16 protein-coding genes and 1 tRNA gene are annotated in these 14,232 nt (G+C 63.6%); 13 read left to right on the top strand and 4 right to left on the bottom strand.

What is annotated here, in order from left to right; all coding sequences use genetic code 11:
• Window positions 1-118: 118 nt before the first annotated feature.
• The 4 genes from LB524_RS06145 to LB524_RS06130 are packed head-to-tail and all read left to right on the top strand — an operon-like array spanning window position 119 to window position 4,958.
• A complete protein-coding gene (locus tag LB524_RS06145) occupies window positions 119-1,213 on the top strand; it encodes a microcin C ABC transporter permease YejB (protein ID WP_015314055.1) in 1,095 nt (364 codons plus the stop codon).
• Window positions 1,213-2,358 (top strand): ABC transporter permease, encoded by a 1,146-nt coding sequence (locus LB524_RS06140; RefSeq protein ID WP_015314056.1) that lies wholly within the window; start codon window positions 1,213-1,215, stop codon window positions 2,356-2,358. The genes LB524_RS06145 and LB524_RS06140 overlap by 1 nt, the downstream gene beginning before the upstream one ends.
• Window positions 2,355-3,986 carry an ABC transporter ATP-binding protein gene (locus tag LB524_RS06135; RefSeq protein WP_140723023.1) on the top strand — a complete coding sequence of 544 codons (1,632 nt, stop codon included), beginning with the start codon at window positions 2,355-2,357 and terminating at the stop codon, window positions 3,984-3,986. The genes LB524_RS06140 and LB524_RS06135 overlap by 4 nt, the downstream gene beginning before the upstream one ends.
• A gap of 30 nt (window positions 3,987-4,016) precedes the next feature.
• Window positions 4,017-4,958, top strand: a complete 942-nt coding sequence (locus tag LB524_RS06130; protein WP_140787079.1) for a 2-hydroxyacid dehydrogenase — start codon at window positions 4,017-4,019, stop codon at window positions 4,956-4,958.
• A 13-nt stretch (window positions 4,959-4,971) separates the two neighbouring features.
• Here the strand turns inward: LB524_RS06130 and LB524_RS06125 are convergent, their stop codons facing one another.
• The 3 genes from LB524_RS06125 to LB524_RS06115 all read right to left on the bottom strand — a co-directional run bounded on the left by LB524_RS06125 (window position 4,972) and on the right by LB524_RS06115 (window position 6,894).
• On the bottom strand, window positions 4,972-5,499 hold the full coding sequence (locus LB524_RS06125; RefSeq protein ID WP_224524438.1) for an AAA family ATPase: 528 nt from the start codon (window positions 5,497-5,499) through the stop codon (window positions 4,972-4,974).
• A 14-nt stretch (window positions 5,500-5,513) separates the two neighbouring features.
• Entirely contained in the window at window positions 5,514-5,873 is a 360-nt protein-coding gene (locus LB524_RS06120) for a hypothetical protein (protein ID WP_224524435.1), read from the bottom strand.
• A gap of 100 nt (window positions 5,874-5,973) precedes the next feature.
• A complete protein-coding gene (locus LB524_RS06115; RefSeq protein ID WP_224524432.1) occupies window positions 5,974-6,894 on the bottom strand; it encodes a methyltransferase domain-containing protein in 921 nt (306 codons plus the stop codon).
• 150 nt (window positions 6,895-7,044) lie between these two features.
• On the opposite strand from LB524_RS06115, the gene LB524_RS06110 reads away from it, so the two are divergent.
• Both LB524_RS06110 and LB524_RS06105 read left to right on the top strand, forming a co-directional pair.
• Window positions 7,045-8,055, top strand: a complete 1,011-nt coding sequence (locus tag LB524_RS06110; RefSeq protein ID WP_224524429.1) for a ligase-associated DNA damage response exonuclease — start codon at window positions 7,045-7,047, stop codon at window positions 8,053-8,055.
• Between the two features lie 4 nt (window positions 8,056-8,059).
• Window positions 8,060-9,661, top strand: coding sequence for a cisplatin damage response ATP-dependent DNA ligase (locus tag LB524_RS06105; protein WP_224524651.1), 1,602 nt, complete (start codon window positions 8,060-8,062; stop codon window positions 9,659-9,661).
• A 34-nt stretch (window positions 9,662-9,695) separates the two neighbouring features.
• Here the strand turns inward: LB524_RS06105 and LB524_RS06100 are convergent, their stop codons facing one another.
• Complete coding sequence (locus LB524_RS06100; protein ID WP_224524426.1) at window positions 9,696-10,841, bottom strand: hypothetical protein; 1,146 nt, start codon at window positions 10,839-10,841, stop codon at window positions 9,696-9,698.
• A 289-nt stretch (window positions 10,842-11,130) separates the two neighbouring features.
• On the opposite strand from LB524_RS06100, the gene LB524_RS06095 reads away from it, so the two are divergent.
• The 7 genes from LB524_RS06095 to LB524_RS06065 all read left to right on the top strand — a co-directional run bounded on the left by LB524_RS06095 (window position 11,131) and on the right by LB524_RS06065 (window position 14,215).
• A tRNA-Thr gene (locus LB524_RS06095) sits at window positions 11,131-11,206 on the top strand.
• A gap of 307 nt (window positions 11,207-11,513) precedes the next feature.
• Window positions 11,514-11,723 (top strand): hypothetical protein, encoded by a 210-nt coding sequence (locus LB524_RS06090; RefSeq protein ID WP_015314065.1) that lies wholly within the window; start codon window positions 11,514-11,516, stop codon window positions 11,721-11,723.
• A gap of 148 nt (window positions 11,724-11,871) precedes the next feature.
• A complete protein-coding gene (locus LB524_RS06085; RefSeq protein WP_015314066.1) occupies window positions 11,872-12,060 on the top strand; it encodes a YodC family protein in 189 nt (62 codons plus the stop codon).
• 213 nt (window positions 12,061-12,273) lie between these two features.
• Window positions 12,274-12,696 (top strand): EF-hand domain-containing protein, encoded by a 423-nt coding sequence (locus LB524_RS06080; RefSeq protein ID WP_224524422.1) that lies wholly within the window; start codon window positions 12,274-12,276, stop codon window positions 12,694-12,696.
• Window positions 12,697-12,741: 45 nt separating this feature from the next.
• Window positions 12,742-13,284, top strand: a complete 543-nt coding sequence (locus tag LB524_RS06075) for an RNA polymerase sigma factor (protein WP_224524419.1) — start codon at window positions 12,742-12,744, stop codon at window positions 13,282-13,284.
• 26 nt (window positions 13,285-13,310) lie between these two features.
• Window positions 13,311-13,763, top strand: coding sequence for a hypothetical protein (locus LB524_RS06070; protein ID WP_224524415.1), 453 nt, complete (start codon window positions 13,311-13,313; stop codon window positions 13,761-13,763).
• On the top strand, window positions 13,760-14,215 hold the full coding sequence (locus LB524_RS06065) for a periplasmic heavy metal sensor (RefSeq protein WP_224524411.1): 456 nt from the start codon (window positions 13,760-13,762) through the stop codon (window positions 14,213-14,215). The genes LB524_RS06070 and LB524_RS06065 overlap by 4 nt, the downstream gene beginning before the upstream one ends.
• The last annotated feature ends 17 nt before the right edge of the window (window positions 14,216-14,232 follow it).

Here is a 14,232-nt window from a genome sequence, read left to right as displayed (position 1 = left end):
GGGGAGAAATGTCCGGCAGGACAATGAGGGGCGGCGCCCGCGTCGACATTTGGCCCGGAGCGATTGCCTTGCGGGTGCCGCAAGGCGCGGTGGCTCTCCTCGAGGAGGATGACACCTGATGGGCGCCTATATACTGCGCCGCATCCTTTTGATGATCCCGACCCTGTTCGGCATCATGGCGATATCGTTCGCCGTTATCCAGTTCGCGCCTGGCGGGCCGGTCGAGCAGGTCATCGCCAAACTGACCAACCAGGGCGGCAGCGACCGCCTCGGCGGTGGTGGCGGCGATGCAGGCGGCTCCAATTTCGATGTCGCCGGCGATGTCAGCTCGAAATATCGCGGCGCCCAGGGCCTCGATCCGGAATTCATCAAGAAGCTGGAGAAGCAGTTCGGTTTCGACAAGCCGCCGCTCGAGCGCTTCGGCATGATGCTGTGGAATTATGCCAGGTTCGATTTCGGCAACAGCTATTTCCGCGATATCTCGGTGCTCGACCTGATCCTGGAAAAGATGCCCGTATCGATTTCGATCGGGCTCTGGATCACCTTGTTGTCCTATCTGATCTCGATCCCGCTCGGCATTCGCAAGGCGGTGAAGGACGGCACGCCCTTCGACGTCTGGACCAGTGGGGTCGTCATCGTCGGCTATGCCATTCCAGGCTTCCTGTTCGGCATCCTTTTGATGGTGCTGTTCGCCGGCGGCTCGTTCTGGGACTGGTTCCCCTTGCGCGGCATCGTCTCGGACAATTGGGACCAATTGTCGTGGCCGGCCAAGATCGTCGATTATTTCTGGCACATGACGCTGCCGCTGACGGCGCTGGTGTTGTCGGCCTTCGCAACGACCACGCTTTTGACCAAGAACTCCTTCCTGGAGGAAATCCGCAAGCAGTATGTGGTGACGGCGCGCGCCAAGGGCCTGTCGGAACGGCAGGTGCTTTATGGCCACGTTTTCCGCAACGCCATGCTGATCGTCATCGCCGGCTTCCCGGGTGCCTTCATCTCGGCCTTCTTCACGGGATCGCTGCTGATCGAGAACATCTTTTCGCTCGACGGGCTCGGCCTGCTCGGCTTCCGGTCCGTGGTCGAGCGCGACTATCCCGTGGTGTTCGCCAACCTTTATATCTTCTCGCTGCTTGGCCTGTTCGTCGGGCTCCTGTCCGACCTGATGTACACCTGGGTCGATCCGCGCATCGATTTCGAGCGGAGAGACATCTGATGTCGGAGGCAAGCGTAACCGCCGGTGTCTTGCCGGAGCGGCTCCCACGGCCGTTCCTGTCGCCGCTCAACAAGCGCCGCTTGCAGAATTTCAAAGCCAACCGGCGCGGCTACTGGTCGCTGTGGATTTTCCTCGTCCTGTTCGTGCTGTCGCTGTTTGCCGAATTCATCGCCAACGACAAACCGATCATCGCTTCCTACAAGGGCGAGATCCTTTTCCCGGTGATGGTTGCGTATCCCGAGGAAAAATTCGGCGGTTTCTATGCCGTCACGGATTATCGCGACCCGGTCATCCAGGACGAGATCAACGCCCATGGCTGGATGATCTGGCCGCCGATCCGCTATTCCTACCAGACCGTCAATAACGCCATTCCGGAAGCAGCGCCGGCCAAGCCATCATGGGAATATGACGCCAAGACGCGCTGCAACCAATATCCACGAGGAGCCGATGACCCGGCCTGCAATGTCGGCAACTGGAACTGGTTCGGCACCGACGACCAGGCGCGCGACGTGCTGGCGCGCGTCATTTACGGCTTCCGCATTTCGGTGCTGTTCGGCCTGATCCTGACCGCGGGTTCGGCGCTGATCGGCGTCGGCGCCGGTGCCTTGCAGGGCTATTTCGGCGGCTGGACGGATCTGCTGTTCCAGCGCTTCATCGAGATCTGGTCGGCCATTCCCGTGCTCTATCTGCTGCTCATCGTCGCCGCCATCCTGCCGCCGGGCTTCTTCATCCTGCTCGGCCTGATGCTGCTGTTTTCCTGGGTGGCGCTGGTCGGGGTGGTGCGGGCGGAGTTCCTGCGCGCCCGCAACTTCGAATATGTCAACGCGGCGCGCGCGCTCGGCGTGCCCAACCGCACCATCATGTTCCGGCATCTGCTGCCCAACGCCATGGTGGCGACATTGACCTTCCTGCCCTTTTTGCTGAGCGGCTCGATCTCGACGCTGACCTCGCTAGACTATCTCGGCTTCGGCCTGCCGCCCGGCTCCGCCTCGCTCGGTGAACTGCTCAAGCAGGCGCAGCGCAATCTCAACGCGCCTTGGCTCGGCATTTCCGGCTTCGTCGTCATCTCGCTGATGCTGTCGCTGCTGGTATTTGTCGGCGAGGCGACGCGCGACGCCTTCGATCCGCGCAAGACGTTCAAATGAGCGATGCTCCCTTGCTCAGCGTGCAGGACCTCAGCGTCGCCTTCAGCCAGGGCGGCGGCCAGTCAGTCGCCGTCGACCACATTTCGTTCGACATCGCCAGGGGCGAGACGGTGGCGCTGGTCGGCGAATCCGGCTCCGGCAAATCGGTCTCGGCGCTGTCGGTGCTGAAGCTCTTGCCCTATCCCAGCGCCAGCCACCCCTCGGGCAAGATCCTGTTTCAGGGTGCCGACCTGCTCGCCATGAGCGAGAAGCAATTGCGCCAGGTGCGCGGCAACAAGATCACCATGATCTTCCAGGAGCCGATGACCTCGCTCAATCCGTTGCACACGATCGAGCACCAGGTCGTCGAAATCCTGAAGCTGCATCAAGGCATGGGCGACCGTCCGGCCAAGGCGCGCACGCTGGCCCTGCTCAACGAGGTCGGCATCCGCGATCCGCAGAAGCGTCTGGACGCCTATCCGCATCAGCTGTCCGGCGGCCAGCGCCAGCGCGTCATGATCGCCATGGCGCTCGCCAACGAGCCGGAACTGTTAATCGCGGACGAGCCGACGACCGCGCTCGACGTCACGGTGCAGGCACAGATCCTCGAACTGCTCGCGGGCCTCAAAAGCCGCAAGGGCATGTCGATGCTGTTCATCACCCATGACCTCGGCATCGTGCGCAAGATCGCCGACCGGGTCTGCGTGATGACCAAGGGCAAGATCGTCGAGACCGGACCGACCAAGGACATCTTCGCCAACCCGCAGCACCCCTATACGCGCCATCTTCTGGCCGCCGAGCCGAAAGGCAAGCCGCCGGCCGCCAATGCCGACGCCAAGCCTGTCATGACCGGCAAGGACATCAAGGTGTGGTTTCCGATCAAGCAGGGGTTCTTCCGGCGCACGATCGATCATGTGAAGGCGGTCGACGGCATCGACGTCACCGTGCGCGCCGGCCAGACGCTGGGCGTGGTCGGCGAATCCGGTTCGGGCAAGACGACGCTCGGCCTGGCGCTGGCGCGCATGATCTCGTCGACCGGGACGATCCAGTTCAACGGCCGCGACATCAACCAGCTCACCTTCAACGCCATGCGACCGCTCAGGCGCGAATTGCAGATCGTCTTCCAGGATCCGTTCGGCTCGCTCAGCCCGCGCATGTCGATCGCCGAGATCATCGAGGAAGGCCTGAAGATCCACGAGCCGAAGCTGTCGCCCGACGAGCGCGACGACAAGGTGGCCGCCGTGCTGAAGGAAGTCGGGCTCGATCCGGCGACCCGCAACCGCTATCCGCACGAGTTTTCCGGCGGCCAGCGCCAACGTGTCGCCATCGCCCGCGCCATGGTGCTCAACCCGCGCTTCGTCATGCTGGACGAGCCGACATCGGCGCTCGACATGAGCGTGCAGGCACAGGTCGTCGATCTCCTGCGCAATTTGCAGGCCAAGCACGACCTCGCCTATCTTTTCATCAGCCACGACCTCAAGGTCATCCGGGCGCTGGCCAACGACGTCATCGTCATGCGCAACGGCCAGATCGTCGAAGCCGGCCCTTCCGAACAGATTTTTGGAAATCCGCAAACCGACTATACTCGGGCTCTGATCTCGGCCGCTTTCAAGATCGAGACAGCGCCGACAGGCGTGGTCAGCGAGTGATCCGCACAAGGAAGGACTGAACGAACCGCGATGGAAAAAGGCCGCATCCTGCTTGCCGTCACCGGCTTTCATCCGCAGCGCTGGCGCGACCTGCTGTCGGCCGAGCGCGAGGTGGTGCTGGAACCGGACGGCCCCAAGGATCCCTCGATCACCTATGCGGTGGTGTGGAAGCAGAAGCCCAATTTGATGTCGTCGCTGCCCAATCTGCGCGCCATCTTCTCGATCGGCGCCGGCGTCGACCATATCTTCGCCGATCCCGGCCTGCCCGACGTGCCGATCGTCAAGGTCGTCGCCGACAACCTCACCCAGTACATGACCGAGTACGTCGTCTGGCGGGTGCTCGATCACCATCGCCAGGGCCTGCTCTACCGGTCGCAGCAGCCAAAGAAGATCTGGCACGAGCCACAGCAGAGGCCGGCCGGTGACATTTCCGTCGGCATCATGGGACTTGGCAGTCTCGGCCGCGCGGCAGCCTCGGCGCTGCTGTCGCTGGGCTTTGCGGTCAATGGCTGGTCGCGCACGGACCGGCCAATGGAAGGGGTGGCGACGTATGGCGGCGAAGCCGGGCTGATCCCATTCCTCAACGCCACCGACATTCTGGTCGTGCTTCTGCCGCTGACGCCGGACACGCAAGGCATCATCAACTACGGCGTGCTGAAGGAATTGAGGAAACGCAACGGCCTCGGCGGCTCGGTGCTGATCAATGCCGGACGCGGCCGCCTGCAGAAGGACGCCGACATCGTGCGCGCGCTGGATGACGGCACGCTGAAGGAGGCGAGCCTCGACGTGTTCGAGGTGGAACCACTGCCGAAGACCAGCCCGTTGTGGAACCACCCGAAGGTGTTCGTGACGCCGCATGCCGCGGCGACTTCCGATCCAGCCCATCTGGCGCCGCTCATGCTGCGCCAGATGGACGCTTTCGAACGCGGCGAAAGGCTCGACAATCTGGTGGACCGCAAAGCAGGATACTAGCCAGACGTCCTCGTCACCTGGCCAAATCCCAGTCCTGAAAACATTTCTTGATCGCCCGGACGGACGACAGTTGCAGCTTCGGCAGGTTGACTTGGTCGAACGTCACCCGGTATCTTGAGCGGTTTTTCGGCGTGGTTACGGCAATGTGGTGGATCATGTCCCATTTGATGCTGTCGCGCCCACCCTCCAAGGCTCCGCGTCTCTCCTTCTCGAACAAGGTACGCCTGAAATAGCGCAGCAGACTTGCCGGGGTGGAAATGTCCAGCAGGATCAATCCGGTCGCGCGCTGGAAGCGTTGCGGCATGCAAACCGAGTAATTTCCGTCCATCACCCACCGTTCGCCGGCGATCGCTGCGTCATGCAAGGCAATGAATTCGTCCCTCGGACGCTGCACCCAATCTGTGTTAGGCAGGTGAAAGAGCAGATCAAGATGAATGGGTGTAAGGCCACGCTTGCGCGCGATCGCGTCGGCAAGCGTCGACTTGCCGCTGTTCGACGGGCCCAGGATACAGATGCGGTCGCCGAGGTCCGAGAGCTTCATTTGGGCAACACGCATCAGCCAGGCAGCGCGAACTTCTTCTGCTTGTCCGGTTTGCCGCAGTCGCGGCGATCGATCGACCGGTTCATGGCATCGATTTCGCCTGACGCCTTGTCGCTGTCGCGCTGAGCCTTGGAACGCATGTCGGGCGTGAACGGGCCAAAACCCATGGCGGGATTGGAAAAGGTCGGCTTGGCGGTCGTGGGGAGATTATATTGCTGCGCCAATGCGTTGCGCTGCGTCAGCAACTGATCGCATGGCACGCTGTCATATTGCAGCGAGGACTCGACGTTGGCGTCCTGCCGCTCGGACGCTGAATTGCCCACGCAGCCGGTGGTTACGAGGCAAGACGCCAAAATCATCACGTTCCAGCGCATCGAAATGCTCCTCCTGATATACCGCCCTGATGCGACCAGATCGCAAATATCAGTCGCGCACGCAAATCGGACTTTTTCGCAGCAGCGCAAAGAGTTGCCCTCACAGGGGACCGGCTTTCCATGCCACGACGGCCAGGCCTTTGACAGGCTCGCGGCGATCCCAGCGGATGGTTGTCGGCTCCAGCGCGAGGACCGAGAGGCCGTTGGCCTCGAGGGTCCGTACGACATAGTCATCCGAATGGGCGTAGCGCCGGGAGGGCTGCAGCGCGAACTCGCCGCCGCCTTCCGCCAGGCTCTCGACTGAAAAGACAAACAGGCCACCCTCGGCGAGCAGGCCGGCAACCGTTCCCACGAGACCTTCGAGGCCGCCGATGTAGATCAGCACGTCGGCTGACGTCACTAGATCGGCCTTGTCGCCTGAATAGGAAAAATCCTGCAAATCCGCTTTCGTCAGCGCGTCGTAGATGCCTTTTGCCCGCGCCTTCTTCAGCATCCTTGCCGAGATGTCGAACCCCTCCAGCCGGTCGACGATCGGCCTCAGCTTCTCGCCCATCAGCCCAGTGCCGCAACCCAGGTCGAGCGCCAGGCGGAAGCGGCCCGGCGTTGCCTTGCGGATGGCCGCGTCGAGCACCTCGGGCAGCCGGTAGTCGAGTTTGCCGACCAGCATCGCCTCGAAGGTCTCGGCATAGTGGTCGAACAGCGTTTCGACAAAGGCGCTGGGCGGCGCCATAAAGACCGGACCTTTGCCGATCAGCTGCAATTTGAGAGCCGCGCCCTGACGATCGGCCGGATCCAATTTCAACGCCGTCCTCCAGGCCTGCGCCGCTAGGTCGAGCCTGCCTGATGCCTCCTGCATCTCGCCCAGGCGAAACCAGCCCATTGCCCATTGCGGCGCCAGTTCCAGCCCGCCGAGCAGCAACTCGGCGGCAGCGGCATGATCGCCGGAGGCAACGAGCATTTCGGCATAGTCCGCACGGCGATCGGCGTTCGGGTCGCCCGACGAGGTCTGAAGCGGTTTCATGATGATGGTTTCCACCTGCAGGGAGCCGGCCGCCCATCTCTGTAGAGCATGGAATGCCGAAGCTGAACCGAATTGGACAGGCTTTGTCCGGGAGTCAGCAGTCTCGGGCAACAGGCTTTCCGCAGCGGAATTATATCCTATCTTGGCATCATGCGCGCCAGCGACCTGCTTCATCCCCGGCCCGAAGGCCTCTACTGCCCGCCGGGCGATTTCTTCATCGACCCGGTGCGGCCGGTGAACCGGGCGCTGATCACGCACGGCCATTCCGACCATGCGCGTTCCGGCCACGGCTCGGTGCTTGCGACACAGCAGACGCTCGACATCATGGGACTTCGCTACGGCGAGGATTTCGCGGGGACGACGCAGACAGCCAAGCTCGGCGAGACGATTGCCGTTAACGGCGTCGATGTCAGCTTTCATCCGGCCGGCCATGTGCTGGGTTCGGCGCAGATATCGGTCGAGCACCAGGGCAGGCGCATCGTCGCCTCCGGCGACTACAAGCGGCAGAAGGATGCGACCTGCGCGCCCTTCGAGCCGATCCGCTGCGACATCTTCATCACTGAGGCGACTTTCGGCCTGCCGGTGTTTCGCCATCCGCCAGACACACAAGAGATCGCCCGGCTGCTGAAATCGGCGGCGCAATTCCCGGAGCGCTCGCATCTGGTCGGGGCTTACGCGCTGGGCAAGGCGCAACGCGTGATGCGGCTGTTGCGCGACGCCGGTTACGACAAGCCGCTCTACATCCATGGCGCGCTGGCCAGGCTCAGCGCGTATTACCAGAGCCAGGGCATCGATCTCGGCGATCTCGAGCCGGCGACGGTGGAGAGCGGGGCCAAGCAAGATTTCGCCGGCGCCATCGTGGTCGGCCCGCCATCGGCCTTCGCCGACCGCTGGGCGCGGCGCTTTCCCGATCCGATCTCGTGCTTCGCGTCGGGCTGGATGCGCATCCGCCAGCGCGCCAAGCAAGGCGGCGTCGAACTGCCGCTGATCATCTCGGACCATGCCGACTGGGACGAACTCACCGCCACCATCAAGGAGACCGGCGCCGCCGAAATCTGGGTCACGCACGGCCGCGAGGAAGCCCTGGTGCGCTGGTGCGAACTGGAAGGCATCGCCGCCCGCCCGCTGCATCTGGTAGGCTATGAGGATGAGGGCGATTGACGGCATGAACCGCTTCGCCGAGCTTCTCGACCGCCTGGTGCTGACGCCGTCGCGCAACGGCAAGCTGACCCTTTTGATCGACTATTTCCGCAGCGTCGAGGATCCTGATCGCGGCCTGGCGCTGGCGGCCATCACCGGCGATCTCAAGATTGCCGCGGTCAAGCCGGCCATGCTGCGCACGCTGGTCACCGAACGCATGGACCCGGTGCTGTTCGGCTATTCCTACGATTATGTCGGCGACCTCGCCGAGACGGTGTCGCTGGTCTGGCCGCAAACGCCTGGCAGGATCGCCAACCGCGAGCCGACGCTTGGCGAGGTGGTGGCCAAGCTGCAGGCGGCAAGCCGCTCCGATGGACCGAAGGTGCTGACGGGGCTGCTCGACAGCGCCGGCATCTCGGCACGCTTTGCCATCATCAAGCTGGTCACCGGCGGCCTGCGTATCGGCGTCTCGGCGCGGCTGGCCAAACAGGCGCTGGCCGATTTCGGCAAGGTCGACGTCGCCGAGATCGAGGAACTCTGGCATGGGCTATCGCCGCCCTACACGGCGCTTTTCGCCTGGCTGGAAGGCAAGGCCGAAAAACCGCGCAACACGGCGATGGCGCTGTTTCGCCCAGTCATGCTGTCGAACCCGGTCGGTGACGGCGACCTCGAAAAGCTCGATCCCGCCGACTACGCGGCGGAATGGAAATGGGACGGGATCCGGGTCCAGGCGGTAGCCGAAGGCGGCATCCGCCGGCTCTATTCGCGCACCGGCGACGATGTCTCAGGGGCGTTTCCAGACCTCGCCAACGCCATGCATTTTTCCGCCGCGCTCGATGGCGAATTGCTTGTCGGCGATCCGCGAGAAGCGACGGGAACCTTCTCGGACCTGCAGCAGCGGCTGAACCGCAAGATGGTGACGCCGAAGATGCAGCAGCAATATCCAGCCTTCATGCGCTGTTACGACGTGCTGCAGATCGGCACGGAGGATCTGCGCGGACTGTCCTTCCGCGAGCGACGCGGCCGGCTCGAAGCCTTCATCGGGACGCTCGACCCGAGCCGCTTCGATCTCTCCCCCTTCGTCGCGTTCACGGATTGGCAGTCGCTCGAGGACCTGCGCCGCGCGCCGCCGCATCCGATCATCGAAGGCGTGATGCTGAAGCGCTGGGATTCGCCCTATGTCGCCGGCCGGCCGAAGGGTCCATGGTTCAAATGGAAGCGCGATCCGCACACGGTGGACGCGGTGCTGATGTATGCCCAGCGGGGCCACGGCAAGCGCTCGAGCTTCTATTCCGACTACACGTTCGGCGTCTGGTCCGGAGCCGAGGGCGAGGAGGAACTCGTGCCGGTCGGCAAGGCCTATTTCGGATTCACCGATGAAGAGCTGAAGCAGATCGACAAATATGTCCGTGACAACACCGTCGAGCGTTTTGGACCGGTGCGCTCGGTGCGCGCCGACCGCGACAATGGCCTGGTGCTGGAAGTCGCCTTCGAGGGACTCAACCGTTCGACCCGGCACAAATCGGGTGTGGCCATGCGTTTCCCCAGGATTTCACGATTGCGCTGGGACAAGCCGGCCAACGAGGCCGATCGCATAGAAACCCTGCAGGCGCTGCTCGACCGCTAGGGACCGTCGATGTGTCAGTCGCAACGAATTCAGTTCAGGGTTCGACCGAGACACGGATCTCGTAGACGTCGACCGCCTTGCCCTGCTTGTCGAAATCGGAATTGATGGCGATGGTTCCGGCCGAGCCCGGATGCTTGTCGGGAAACTTCACGTCGAACAGATATTCGTTCTTCTGCTGGCCGACCGCGTAACGCTTGCGGCCGCAATCGCCGAGTTCGCCAAAATTGCAGTCGACGGATATCTGCGTGTCCTTGCCGTCCTCGGCCCGGGCGATGATGTCGAACACGGCGTGCTTGCCGGCGAGTTTTTCCAGCACGCCCTGTCCGACATCGAAGGCGATCGCCGAGCCGGAGGCGCCGGACTGGATGCGCAGGAACGGCCCACTGTCGTCCTTCATCACCTCGGCCTTGGCGTCGGACGGAGCGGCGACATGCGTCGGGTCGGTCGGTGAAAACACATTGATCCAGTCGCGCGACTGGTCCGCGGCACCGGGCTTTGCCGGCGCGTTGGCGCCATCGGCCGGGGTGAAATCGTCGTCCTCTACGGTCGGCGGCGCTTCCGGCGGCGCGGTATTGAGCTGCGCGGCGGTCTTGAACACACCGGTCTGCATGGCGAAGTACAGTCCGATGCCAATCGCCGCAAGCAGCGTCACCGTGAAGAAAATGGCGGTCAGCGGCAGCCGCCGGCCTCGAATGCGCCGCTCATCGCGATTGGGCGCGACTTCCGTGGCGGCACCGGAAGAGGCTGGAACCGACATGTCGATGGCTGGCGCACCGGGCAGGGTCGCATCCGGCATGATGTCGGGAACCACCGGCAGCACGCGCGAGCGCGGTGCGTCGGAAGCGGGCTGCCCGGGACCGTCGACGGCGACAGCGGGCGATGACGCCCTTGGGCCCGCCTCGACCGCGGGCGCCGCGCCGGCCGCGGCCTCGACCGCCGGCGCGTCGATCTGCGGGGCAACACCGGGCACCGCCGGCAGGTACTCGGATTCGATTTCGGTGATCTTTGCCTGGATTGCCTTGCGGCGCTTGATGGCGACTTCCACGGTCACGCCGGGATTGGCCTGGAGCGCGCGGTCGAGCGCGGCGAAGGCCGAACGATAGACCCTCTCGCGGAACGCACGGTCTTCGGCATTGCCCTTTTCCAGGGCGTTCCGGATCGCTTTTTCGATCGCGTCCAAGCGAGATCCCTCTGCAAATTGTCCCAAGCTTTCATGATGGTTAGCCGCAGGCGACCAATCAATCAACGGGCGGGCAGCCGCATTCTGCCTCGACAGACCGTCCAAAGTCTATTTTCACGATGTTCCGGCAAACAAAATCGGAACATGTCGGCGATTCCGGGCATGCAGGGACGCCAGAACGCCGGTTTCGATCGGGGCGCGGCTCTTGCATGATTTGCCAAGTCGCATCTTGAATTCGCGGCCGGTTGAGTCTATCACCCTGCCCATCTTGGAGGCCTTGGCCTCCCGGGCCGCTTTAGCTCAGTTGGTAGAGCACATCATTCGTAATGATGGGGTCAGGTGTTCGAGTCACCTAAGCGGCACCAGTTTTTCAAACCGATGGTCGAAGCTGCCTGGACGCGCGGAAGAGGCCCGAATCCCCGGCCGTTTGCGTTTGCCATGGATGCAAGGATCTGCCCGTCGATCGACAACAACTCGGGAGCGGTGCAGATCTGGCCGAAGACCCGCGAGGCAAGTCGCGACTTGCTCCGGGCTTGGAAAACTCGCGAAAGCGAGCAATCCGGGATTTTCAAATCTCAATAACAAATGATGGACCGCGCATTTCTATTTTTTTGGAACAGACACTTGGGTTGCACATTTCCTGCCGACAGTTCCATGACAGGAGGTTTTGAATTGCCAAGGCGTGTCGACAAGGAAAAGCTGGCAAGAGCGGACCGCGAGGCGAGGCTGGTGCTGGATGCCGAGCGTCACGCAAGGGACGCCAAGACAACCCGCCTGAGGGAGCAGAGACTGCAGCAGGAGGCATTGGCGGACAAGGCCCCGCCTGCGCGCCGACGGGAGCCGACCGGGAAGCCGGCCAGGCGTGTGATCGAGGTGGACTGACCTGTCGGGGGGTTGCCCGGTTCGCCCCGATGGCGCGTCAGCGATGTCTCCGCGTTGCCGCATAAGACAGTAGCCCAGAAGACCCATATGCCATTGTCGGGACCCCGGTTTTGGTATGAAATGTCGGGTGTCAGCATGGGAGGTCCAAATGCCCAACACTTTCAAGACCGGAGACGTCGTCAAGCTGAGGTCGGGAGGCCCGAAAATGACGGTCAGCGACGGCGCCGCTTCCGGCATGTATCTGTGCCACTGGTTCAACAAAGACGGCGATGTGTGGACCCCCCAGCATGCCGGCTTCAAATCGGATCAGTTGATAGCCGCCGACCAATCGACGTAATTCCCGCCTTCGCCAACGAGCGGGCCGGCCCGGCGCAATTCAGATGCGCCGGACGAGGTGTTCTGCCGTACCCTGGGCCGCCAAAGTCCATCATCGCCGGCAAGCGGCGTGATAGGCATGGCGACCGACGGATTTCTGCGATCACGACGTTTAACGGTTGAAGCATGACCATGGCATCGGGCCATGGCAATGCGCCAACCGGAGACGTGAAGCATGATACGCCGTTCGATCCTTGCCGCTGCCCTGAGCCTGCTGACCACCGCGGCTCTGGCCCAGACAGGGACACAGCCACCGGCCGCCACACCGCCCCCCGCGACATCGTCGGCCGCCAAGTCCGACATCACGCTGGCCAAGTTCCAGAAACGGCGAGAGAAGGCGATCATGGCCGCCGACACGGACGGCGACGGCAAGATCAGCCTGCTGGAATGGGAGGCCTTTCAGGCCAAGCGCAACGTCAAGGGCGATCCCGCCAAATCCTTCGCGCGCATTGATTCCAACCATGACGGCTTCATCGACCGGGCCGAGCTCGATGCGTTATTCGCCAAGCGCTTTGCCAGGCTGGACAAGAATGGCGACGGCATTCTGACGGGCGACGAGATGCTGGGCCACAAATCCGCTCCCAAGCCGGAGCAATGACCAAGAGGCCATGACGCATGATGGACATTGGGTGTGCGCCAACCCATGAGCCCCGACCCGGACGAGGAGCTGGTTCGCCGGGTCGGCACCGGCGACCCCGCGGCGGTGCGGACGCTCGTCGCGCGCAAGCTGCCGCGCATCCTTTCGTTGGCCGCGCGCATGCTCGGCGATGCGGCGGAGGCCGAGGACGTCGCGCAGGAAACCTTTATGCGCATCTGGCGTCACGCATCGGGCTGGCGGCGCGGCAATGCACGCTTCGACAGCTGGATCCACCGGGTGACGCTCAACCTTTGTTACGACCGGTTGCGCCGGCGCCGCGAACAGGTGACCGACCAGGTGCCGGACATTGTCGATCCCGCCCCGCTTCCCGATGCCCATCCCGGCAAGGAGGCGCATCGGGTCGAGCAGGCCTTGCAGGCAATCGCGCCGCGTCAGCGCGAGGCGATCCTCCTGGTCTACTATCAGGAGATGTCCAACATAGAGGCGGCCGCGACCCTGGAGATCAGCGTCGATGCCCTGGAAAGCCTGCTTTCGCGCGGCCGGCGGGCGCTGCAGGTGATCCTGGCCAAGGATAGTGTCGATGAATGAGAAAGCCGCGATCAAAGGACAGACCGATGTCTGATGGGTCCAGGAACGAACCGGCAATGGATGCCGAGCGCTTTGCGGCTCTGGCGGCGGCCTATGGCGGCGACTTGCGGCGGTGGCCGCAGGCCAACCGCACGACCGGCGCGACGTTCGCAAGGACCGAGATGGGCGCGGCCATATTGGGGCAGGCAGGCAAACTCGACGCCTTGCTCGACAGCTATGGCGTCATGGCGCCTGGCGCGGCACTGCACGGCGGCATCCTGCGAATGGCCGACCGGCTGCTCGTCCAGCGCCGGCGCCGACGGGCCTGGTGGCTGGGTCTTGGACTCGCCGGCATCGGCCTGGCCGGCGCCATCGCCGGATTGGCCCTGGTGAGCGTCGTCACGCCAGAGTTTCAGCCCGACCGCTATGTGCTCGATGCCAATGCGACGGCATTCGGCGATGCCGGGTCCGATGGCGAGACGATCGAGGAGGACCTATGAGCACGCGCCGCAACCTCGTGATCGCATCCGTGGCGCTGAATGTCTTCCTGGCCGGCGCGCTTGCGGGCGGAGCCGTCTGGATAAGAAGCGGCAAGCCCGGCCAGGGTTATTCGCTGGAAGCCGCCGGGAGCCGGCTTCCCCACCAGGAACGCGTGCTGTTTCGAAAGGCGCTGCGCGACGTGCGGCGCGAATCCCGCCAGGTCATCCTCGATGGCCAGCAGGCCAGGCGCGAGGCAGCCGACCTGCTGCGCCAGCCCGTCCTCGACACGACGGCCCTGTCGGCCGCGCTGGAAAGGGCGCGCAATGCCGATATCGCCGTGCGCACACGGCTTGAGCAGCGCATCGTCGAGTTCGCGACGGCGGGTTCGGCCGCGGATCGCGCCGTGCTCGCGGACGGGCTGGCCAGGCGGGCCGGGCCGCCACCGACGGCAGAGCCAAAAAAATCGCCGTGACCGCCGACGGAAAACGA

The organism is Mesorhizobium sp. ESP6-5 (assembly GCF_020164695.1).
In the GTDB taxonomy this organism is placed as follows: Bacteria; Pseudomonadota; Alphaproteobacteria; order Rhizobiales; family Rhizobiaceae; genus Mesorhizobium; species Mesorhizobium australicum.
Note: the sequence above shows the minus strand (reverse complement) of the source record. Positions and strands in the feature narration are given on the sequence as shown.

What these genes read in the sequence shown, in the direction of transcription:
- LB524_RS06080 (WP_224524422.1), top strand. Translation starts at nt 12,274, where the DNA reads ATGATACGCCGTTCGATCCTTGCCGCTGCCCTGAGCCTGCTGACCACC.
- LB524_RS06065 (WP_224524411.1), top strand. Translation starts at nt 13,760, where the DNA reads ATGAGCACGCGCCGCAACCTCGTGATCGCATCCGTGGCGCTGAATGTC.
- LB524_RS06120 (WP_224524435.1), bottom strand. Translation starts at nt 5,873, where the DNA reads ATGCGCTGGAACGTGATGATTTTGGCGTCTTGCCTCGTAACCACCGGC.
- LB524_RS06105 (WP_224524651.1), top strand. Translation starts at nt 8,060, where the DNA reads ATGAACCGCTTCGCCGAGCTTCTCGACCGCCTGGTGCTGACGCCGTCG.
- LB524_RS06135 (WP_140723023.1), top strand. Translation starts at nt 2,355, where the DNA reads ATGAGCGATGCTCCCTTGCTCAGCGTGCAGGACCTCAGCGTCGCCTTC.
- LB524_RS06145 (WP_015314055.1), top strand. Translation starts at nt 119, where the DNA reads ATGGGCGCCTATATACTGCGCCGCATCCTTTTGATGATCCCGACCCTG.
- LB524_RS06085 (WP_015314066.1), top strand. Translation starts at nt 11,872, where the DNA reads ATGCCCAACACTTTCAAGACCGGAGACGTCGTCAAGCTGAGGTCGGGA.
- LB524_RS06070 (WP_224524415.1), top strand. Translation starts at nt 13,311, where the DNA reads ATGTCTGATGGGTCCAGGAACGAACCGGCAATGGATGCCGAGCGCTTT.
- LB524_RS06075 (WP_224524419.1), top strand. Translation starts at nt 12,742, where the DNA reads ATGAGCCCCGACCCGGACGAGGAGCTGGTTCGCCGGGTCGGCACCGGC.
- LB524_RS06125 (WP_224524438.1), bottom strand. Translation starts at nt 5,499, where the DNA reads ATGAAGCTCTCGGACCTCGGCGACCGCATCTGTATCCTGGGCCCGTCG.
- LB524_RS06140 (WP_015314056.1), top strand. Translation starts at nt 1,213, where the DNA reads ATGTCGGAGGCAAGCGTAACCGCCGGTGTCTTGCCGGAGCGGCTCCCA.
- LB524_RS06110 (WP_224524429.1), top strand. Translation starts at nt 7,045, where the DNA reads ATGCGCGCCAGCGACCTGCTTCATCCCCGGCCCGAAGGCCTCTACTGC.
- LB524_RS06130 (WP_140787079.1), top strand. Translation starts at nt 4,017, where the DNA reads ATGGAAAAAGGCCGCATCCTGCTTGCCGTCACCGGCTTTCATCCGCAG.
- LB524_RS06115 (WP_224524432.1), bottom strand. Translation starts at nt 6,894, where the DNA reads ATGAAACCGCTTCAGACCTCGTCGGGCGACCCGAACGCCGATCGCCGT.